Source organism: Cryobacterium sp. 10I1, assembly GCF_035019805.1.
Classification (GTDB): Bacteria; Actinomycetota; Actinomycetes; order Actinomycetales; family Microbacteriaceae; genus Cryobacterium; species Cryobacterium glucosi.
The window spans coordinates 1-7,499 of record NZ_JASJVF010000165.1; the positions used below are offsets into that span (position 1 = coordinate 1).

Annotated in this window: 9 protein-coding genes; 7 read left to right on the forward strand and 2 right to left on the reverse strand. The window is 69.2% G+C overall.

Translation table 11 applies throughout. The annotated features are described in order from the left end of the window. Positions 1 to 167 precede the first annotated feature (167 nt). The 3 genes from dapE to QN345_RS13275 all read left to right on the forward strand — a co-directional run bounded on the left by dapE (position 168) and on the right by QN345_RS13275 (position 2,874). Positions 168 to 1,295, forward strand: a complete 1,128-nt coding sequence (gene dapE / locus QN345_RS13265; protein ID WP_322141113.1) for a succinyl-diaminopimelate desuccinylase — start codon at positions 168 to 170, stop codon at positions 1,293 to 1,295. Between the two features lie 107 nt (positions 1,296 to 1,402). After that, positions 1,403 to 2,593 (forward strand): hypothetical protein, encoded by a 1,191-nt coding sequence (locus QN345_RS13270; protein WP_134449539.1) that lies wholly within the window; start codon positions 1,403 to 1,405, stop codon positions 2,591 to 2,593. A 104-nt stretch (positions 2,594 to 2,697) separates the two neighbouring features. Then, positions 2,698 to 2,874 (forward strand): DUF3117 domain-containing protein, encoded by a 177-nt coding sequence (locus QN345_RS13275; protein WP_134449540.1) that lies wholly within the window; start codon positions 2,698 to 2,700, stop codon positions 2,872 to 2,874. 93 nt (positions 2,875 to 2,967) lie between these two features. Here QN345_RS13275 and QN345_RS13280 read toward each other — a convergent pair whose 3' ends face one another. After that, positions 2,968 to 3,600 (reverse strand): O-methyltransferase, encoded by a 633-nt coding sequence (locus QN345_RS13280; RefSeq protein ID WP_134449541.1) that lies wholly within the window; start codon positions 3,598 to 3,600, stop codon positions 2,968 to 2,970. Positions 3,601 to 3,685: 85 nt separating this feature from the next. Between QN345_RS13280 and QN345_RS13285 the strand changes: the two genes are divergently transcribed. Beyond that, positions 3,686 to 4,075, forward strand: a complete 390-nt coding sequence (locus QN345_RS13285; RefSeq protein ID WP_134449542.1) for a Sec-independent protein translocase TatB — start codon at positions 3,686 to 3,688, stop codon at positions 4,073 to 4,075. A 24-nt stretch (positions 4,076 to 4,099) separates the two neighbouring features. On the opposite strand, the gene QN345_RS13290 is transcribed toward QN345_RS13285, so the two are convergent. Continuing rightward, positions 4,100 to 4,999 (reverse strand): helix-turn-helix domain-containing protein, encoded by a 900-nt coding sequence (locus tag QN345_RS13290; protein ID WP_322140715.1) that lies wholly within the window; start codon positions 4,997 to 4,999, stop codon positions 4,100 to 4,102. A 122-nt stretch (positions 5,000 to 5,121) separates the two neighbouring features. Here QN345_RS13290 and ppk2 point away from each other — a divergent pair, with 122 nt between their 5' ends. The 3 genes from ppk2 (at position 5,122) to QN345_RS13305 (ending at position 7,432) form a co-directional block, all read left to right on the forward strand. Beyond that, a complete protein-coding gene (gene ppk2 / locus QN345_RS13295) occupies positions 5,122 to 5,955 on the forward strand; it encodes a polyphosphate kinase 2 (protein ID WP_174774610.1) in 834 nt (277 codons plus the stop codon). A 118-nt stretch (positions 5,956 to 6,073) separates the two neighbouring features. Next, positions 6,074 to 6,349, forward strand: coding sequence for an ATP-dependent DNA ligase (locus QN345_RS13300; protein ID WP_241975346.1), 276 nt, complete (start codon positions 6,074 to 6,076; stop codon positions 6,347 to 6,349). A 90-nt stretch (positions 6,350 to 6,439) separates the two neighbouring features. Next, complete coding sequence (locus tag QN345_RS13305) at positions 6,440 to 7,432, forward strand: bacteriorhodopsin (protein ID WP_322140716.1); 993 nt, start codon at positions 6,440 to 6,442, stop codon at positions 7,430 to 7,432. Positions 7,433 to 7,499: the final 67 nt, after the last annotated feature.

A 7,499-nucleotide genomic window follows, 5' to 3' on the forward strand; every position in this document is an offset into this window, starting at 1 on the left:
GTCGAGGACCGTGCCGTCCTCGGCGACGGTGGCCAGGCCGTAGCCCCAGGCGGTGGTGGGGACGGCGGACTGCGGGGACTCTGTCTCGGTCATTCCTCTAGATTAGTAGGGTGCCTTCGACCCCCCAGCCCGTGTCCGTGCCCGTATCCCCGCCGGTGAACCCGTACGTGAACCCTGCACCGGATGCAGCGGGCACCCGCCGCGCCCGCCAGCTCGACCTCGCCGCGTCCTCCGTTTCGATCACACAGGCGATCTGCGACATCGAGTCCGTCTCGGGTGATGAGACCCCCCTCGCGGACGCCGTCGAGCAGGCGCTCACCGGACTCGCGCACCTCGAGGTCATCCGCGACGGTGACACGGTCGTCGCCCGCACCCGCCTCGGCCGCGACCGGCGGGTCATCATCGCCGGCCACCTCGACACCGTCCCGGTCAACGACAACCTGCCGACCCGGTTCGAGACCGTCGACGGCGTCGAGCACCTCTGGGGCCGCGGCACGGTGGACATGAAGGCCGGCGTCGCCGTTCAGCTGAAGCTCGCCGCCGAGCTCACAGACCCCGGCCTGGACGTGACCTGGATGTGGTACGACCACGAGGAGGTCTCCGACGAGCTCAACGGCCTCGGCCGGCTCGCCCGGAACCGCCCCGACCTCTTCGAGGGCGACTTCGCCATCCTCGGCGAACCCAGCAACGGCCAGGTCGAGGGCGGCTGCAACGGCAACCTGCGGTTCGAGGTGCGCACCCACGGGCTGCGCGCGCACTCCGCCCGCAGCTGGGTGGGCGAGAACGCCATCCACAAGGCCGCCCCGATCCTCGCCGTCCTCGCCGGCTACGAGCCTCGCGCCGTCGAGGTCGAGGGCCTCGTCTACCGGGAGGGCCTGAACGCCGTCGGGATCAGCGGCGGCATCGCCGGCAACGTCATCCCCGACGAGTGCATGGTGCACATCAACTACCGCTTCGCCCCGAGCCGCAGCTCCGCGGAGGCCCTTGAGCACGTGCGCGAACTGTTCGCCGGGTACGAGATCACCGTCGTCGACCGCGCGGAGGGCGCGCGCCCGGGACTCGACGCCCCGCTCGCGCAGGAATTCCTCGCCTTCGTCGGAGCCGAAGCCCGGCCCAAGTACGGCTGGACGGACGTCGCCCGGTTCTCCGCTCTCGGCATCCCTGCCGTCAACTACGGGCCCGGCGACCCGCTCAAGGCCCACGCCGACGACGAGCGCGTCGCCGTGCACCAGATCACGGACTGCGAGGTCGCCCTCCGGTCCTGGCTGACCGCCGCCCCGGGCCGGAAGCTCTAGCCGTGGCCGCGGAGGCCCCGCCTCGTCCTCCGAGGGGGAGACCGCCGCGCTCGCTGCGCGGGACGTCGCCAACGCCGCGGGTCCCGCCGTCCCAGGCGGCGCAGCGGATGCTGCCGGCCCGCTGGCGGGCCCGCGCCCGGCTGGCCCCGTGGTGGGCCGGTGTCGCCGGCATCTGGGTGCTGTCCCGCGTTGTGACGACCACCCTCGTCCTGATCCTGGCGCGCGTCCAGGGCGCGAACCCGTGGACCGGCGCCAGCCCGGGGTACTTCGACTTCGCCAACATCTGGGACGCCCGCTGGTACAACATCGTCGCCGTGTCCGGCTACCCGGCGGTGCTGCCCGTCACGAGCACCGGCCACATCGGCGAGAACGCGTGGGCGTTCCTGCCCGGCTACCCCGCCGTCGTGCGCGTCCTGATGTTCCTCACCGGGGCGCCGTGGGCGCCGGCCGCCGTGGTCGTCTCGCTCGCCTTCAGCCTCGGGGCCACCCTGGTCTTCTACCGGCTGATGCTGCGCGTCCAGGGCCGCGGCACCGCACTGTTCGCCGTCGTGCTGTTCTGCGTCGCGCCCCTGACCCCGATCCTGCAGTTCGGCTACGCCGAGGCGATGTACCTCTTCTTCCTCACCCTCGCCCTCCTGCTGCTCCTCGAACGGCGCTACGTGCTGCTGTTCCCCGTGGTCGCGGTGATGGCGTTCACCCGGCCGAGCGGCCTCGCCTTCGCCCTCGCACTCGGGTTCCACATCGTGCATCGCTGGCTGACCCGTCGCAGCGACCCGTTCCCAGCGGCAGAACGCCTCACCGCTGCATCCGTCACCGTCTTCAGCGCCCTCAGCGGCTTCGCCTGGCCGCTCATCGCCTGGATCGCGACCGGCTCGGCGACCGCATACACCGACACCGAGCTCGCCTGGCGGTCCTCGTACATCGGTTACCAGGAACTCGTGCCCTTCACAGCCTGGTTCCAGGGCGGGATCTGGTGGCTCGGCACACCGCTCGGCATCGTCGTGGTGCTCGCGCTCGTCGTCGGCTTCGCCGTCCTGCTGTTCACTCCCGCGGTCCGCCGGCTCGGCGTGGACCTGAGATTCTGGCTCGCCGCATACGGGCTCTACCTCTTCGCGGTCTTCTTCCCGCAATCGAGCACCTTCCGGCTGCTGATGCCGATGTTCCCGGTGCTCGGCGCGATCGCGCAGCCGAAACGGCTCTGGTACCGGATCGGGATCGTGGTGCTGTGCGTCCTCGGCCAGTGGGGGTGGCTGCTGATCTGCTGGGGCGTCGACGGTAAGGACTGGACGCCGCCCTAACCGTGCGCGACCGCCTTCGTTACCCGCCCGGACCTCGTGAATTTTCGTCTCGGGCCGCGATGGTCGATAATAGAAGTTCAGACGAATGAGTGGAAGGGGAGTTCATGGCGGCCATGAAGCCACGGACCGGAGACGGGCCAATGGAGGCTGTAAAGGAGGGGCGCCTGATCATTGTGCGTGTTCCGCTCGAGGGCGGAGGACGACTCGTCGTCTCTGTGAACGACGCGGAAGCCAAGGAGCTTCACGATGCACTCGCCGGCGTAGTACGCCCGGTTGCCTAGCGTCGGAGATCACGTCTCCACCTCGTAACCGAGGAGAATTACGGATCGGCCGTGCAGCCCTGCTGCGCGGCCGATCTTTTTCGTGCCGGTGCGCTACGCGCGGAGCTTGGTGATCTGCAGCAGGCCGTCGCCGACGGGCGACAGGGCGCTGATCACGGCGGTCGAGCCGCTGATCTCGCTCAGCAGGGTGCGGAAGCCGGTGGCGACCTCGTCGCGCTGCGCCGGGTTCGCGACGCGGCCGCGCCAGAGGGCGTGGGCCACGAGCACGGTTCCGCCCGGCCGGGCCAGCCGCAGCCCGTGCTCGACGTATTCGATGACCGACTGCGGGTCGGCGTCGATGAAGACGATGTCGTACGAGTTCTCATTCATCCGGGGGAGGACATCCGCTGCCTTGCCCGTGATCAGCCGTACCCGGTTCGCCGGGATCTTCGCCTCCGTGAACAGGGCGCGGGCGTGCTGCTGGTGGTCGACCTCGGTGTCGATCGAGGTGAGGGTAGCCCCTGGCGCCCCGGTCAGGAGCCAGATGCCGGAGACGCCGGCCCCCGTGCCGACCTCGAGGATGCTGCGTGCTCCGGTCGCTGCGGCGATCACGGCCGACTGGGCACCGACCGCCGGGGAGATCGCGTCGATGCCGAGCTCGAGCGACTGCTGGCGCGCCCGGATGACGGCCTCGCTCTCAACGACAGAGTCGTCGGAAAACTTCCAGTTCAAATCTTTGTCAGACACGGTGCAACTCCAGTTTTGTATGGGTCCAGCTTAAGGGGGCTCCCCGCCGGTCGGAGGAGGCCCCGCCGCGCGTTATCCTCAACCTATGCTTGGTTTGACGTTCGAGAAGCTCCTCCTGGTCGGGATCGTCGCCGTCTTCCTGCTCGGACCCGAGAAGCTTCCCCACTACGCGGCCCAGCTCGCCCGGCTCGTCCGGCAGCTCCGGGACCTGGCCAACGGCGCCAAGGAACGCATGCGCGACGAGATGGGCCCCGAATTCGACGACGTCGACTGGAAGAAGCTCGACCCGCGCCAGTACGACCCGCGCCGGATCATCCGTGAGGCCCTCATCGAGGATGAACCGGTCAAGGAGCAGTCCGCCGTCGTGTCCCGGGTGTCGCCGAACCCGAACGGCGCATACCTGTCCAGGAAGCGGGCGAAGGAGAACGCCCTCGCGCCGGCGGAACCCGCTCCGTTCGACTCGGAGGCCACGTAGCAGCACCCGACAACGGCCGTCCGCTCAGGCACGGGCCTGCACGGGCCGTTCGGCGCCGAGCTGCGCCGCGAGAGCGTTCGCCGATGCGCGCAACCGCAGCGTGAGCGCGCCGAGTTCGGCTGTCCCCCACTCCCCGATCACGGCGACACCGAGGGCGGCGATCACGCCGGGCGCCCGCACCGGGACCGCGAGGCACGCGTTGCCGTGGGCCGCTCCCTGGTGCGTGCCGCGGGCATCCGCCGGGCGGGGGAGCGTGACCGTGCCATAGAGGTGCGTTGCCGTGTGTGTGCCGGCGGCCGTGCCCGCGTTCGTCACGCTCGCCGGGCCTGCCAGGTGCGCAGCGTTCGAACCGTTTGCGGCGTATGCGACATGGGCAGCGTGCGCGGCGGGGATGCCACGGGCGTCTGGCGCCCCCGGCGCGGCGTGGGCCCCCGGCGGACGGCCGTGCGCGGCGAGGAAGTCGGCGCGCTGCTCGCGGCTGAGCTGGGAGAGGATCTGGCGGCCGAGTGCGGAGGCGTACGGGCTGGCGCTGAGCCCTGTCCACGGCTCGGATCTCGGGGTGCCCGCGGCGTCGACGATGTCGATGAGGCCCACCCTCCCGTCGCTGAAGCGCGCGAGGTACGCCGTCGCGCCGTTCTCCCCGGCAACCTGGCGGAGGGTGTGGCGCACCCGGGCGAGAAAGACGCCGGCGTCTGCGTCGCGGAGGCTCGGGAACCGGAGCCCGAGGACGAGGCCGTCGGGCTCCGTGCCGAGATAGCCCTCGTGCACGAGGGTCCTGGTCAGGTTGTACGCCGTGCCGAGGCTGAGCCCCGAGGCCTGGGCGACCGCCTTGACGGGCATCGGCCGGGGGGCGCCCGAGACGATGTCAACGATCCTCAGGGCGCGCTGGACCGAGGAAATGAGGGTGCGGTGTTCCAGCGCCATCCCGCTCCTAACCTGTCGCCCGCGACTGTTCGGAACAGGATAGACAGACTCGCCCGCGCCGGATAGAGCCATCCGGGTCGTTCTGGCTCCTAGGCTGTCATCACGCGAACGAAAGGTCGGGGATGGCGAAGAAGAAACCCACACCAGGCAGGATCCGCAAGGCCGAATACAACGCCGAGCTGCGCAGGCTGCAGACGGAGCTCGTCGCCATGCAGGAGTGGGTGCGCGAGTCGGGCGCCCGCATCGTCGTGATCTTCGAGGGCCGCGATGCTGCGGGCAAGGGCTCGGCCATCAAGCGGGTCACGGAGTACCTGAATCCGCGGATCGCCCGGATCGTCGCGCTGCCGGTGCCGACAGACCGTGAGCGTGGCCAGTGGTATTTCCAGCGGTACATCGAGCACCTGCCGTCGACGGGGGAGATGGTGCTGATGGACCGCTCCTGGTACAACCGGGCCGGCGTCGAACGCGTGATGGGGTACTGCACCCCCGACGAGTACCGCCGGTTCCTGCACCAGGCGCCCCTCTTCGAGCGGATGCTGGTCGAGGACGGGATCCTCCTCGTCAAGTATTGGTTCTCCGTATCCGACCACGAGCAGGAGGCCCGGTTCCGCTCGAGGCTCAAGGACCCGATGCGTCGCTGGAAGCTCTCGGAGACCGACCTGCTCTCGATCACGAAGTGGGTGGACTACTCCAAGGCCAAGGATGAGATGTTCGTGCACACCGACATCGCCGAGGCGCCCTGGTGGGTCGTCGAGAGCGAGGACAAGCTCGCGGCCAGGCTCAACATGATCAACCATCTGCTCTCGATCGTGCCGTACGAGCACCGTGAACCGCCGCGGGTCTCGATTCCGCATCGGCCGCAGGGCGCCGACTACGAGCGTCCGCCGCGCGAACTCAACCGCACCGTCCCCGACCATGCGGCTACGCTCGGTGGAGCCGGTGACGCGTCCGGATAGCAGCTGCTAGGCGGCGGGGGATTCGTCCGTTAGAGTAAGCCATCCGGAGGGGGAGCTCATGGGTACGTTGTTGTACGGCAGTCCAGGAATTGTGGTCAGTTTTGAGGATCGTGCCCTGATGCACCTGCAGATCGTCATTACGACGAAACTGCGGCGCAGGGAGGGCTTCATTTTTTCGTGGACGGAGTCGGCCGATGACGAGACCGAGAGCGGGCGCAGCGCCATCTGGCTCGATGCCAGCAGCACACTCTATTACCGCTATTCGGTCAGCCGGGTGCCGAACATCAACCGGGACTGGATCGAGCGGCTGATGGTGTCGGCGAACAGCGCGGGCGGCCTGTTCTTCTCCGTGGAACCGCCGCCGGTCGTCCCTGTCCTGAAATCACGATCCTGACACTCGTTCCACGACCGTTCGCTCCTGGCTCTCCTGCTCGTTCCTGACGCACTCACGTTTCGAAGACACCGTCGCTGATGAAGGGTATCCGTGTTAGTCCGATCCCTGGCCGCCCCGTGGGAGGCCGGACTCTCCCCGGCCCAGTACCAGCTCATCTGCTATTTCGTGGGGATGGGCGCCCTGTGCTTCTTCGTGGGTTTCCTGCGGGCCTGGGTGACCCGGGGGGAGGTCGGCGCCCGGTACCGGACCGCCGTTGTCGCGCGGCTCGGCATCATGAGCGCCATGTTCCTGTCCTACCTCGTCCTCCTGTCCGGTCTTCTCTTCGGGTATACCCGTGAAGGCGCGGAGTTCGTGCCCAACGGGCTTGCGCTCCTCACCTTCGGCGTGCGCTACGTCGAGTGGTCGGTTGCGGTTCCCCTCGTCGTCATCGAGCTCCTCGCCGTGTGCGTCGTCCTCGGCGGCGTGGCCCGGCGCATCCGCCTGATCGCGATGGCCGGCGGTTTCTTCATGGTGTTCCTGGCGTACCTGGGCGCGATCGTCGCCTCGGGGGGCACGGATGCCGCCGCGCTCGTCGGGTGGGGGATCGCCGCCGGAGTGTTCTGGCTGGCGACGACGGCCCTGCTCGCGAGCGTGGTGCGGCGCTCCCTGCCCGTGCTCACGGTGGATTCGGCCGCACTGCTGCGCTCCGCGACCATACTGCTGCTGTCCTCGTGGGCGGTGTACCCGATCGTGTACGCGATGCCGCTCGTCGGCTCCGGTGGGACGCTCATCGTGGTCATGCAGATCATGCTCACCGTCGCCGACATCGTCGCGAAGATCTGGTTCGGCGGCGTGCTCCACCGCGTGGCCAAGCTCCGGACCGCGGAGGACGTCCGTGCGGGCCGTGACGTTCACCCGGAGGCGATCTGGATCTCCTCGGTCAAGCAGTCTGACGCCGGCAAGCCGCGGGAGGTGTACCTCGCGGCCGGTGCGGCCGTGCACGTGCGGCGTCCGCAGCCGCCGACGAGTACGGCCGCGCCGACCTCGCAGCCCGAACTGTTCGCGGACCCGCAGCCCGAGCTGTTCGCCGACCTCGAGCCCTAGCGTCGTCCCGACCCTGAGGTGTCGCACATCGACGTTCGCGGGCCGTGTGAACGTCGATATGCGACAC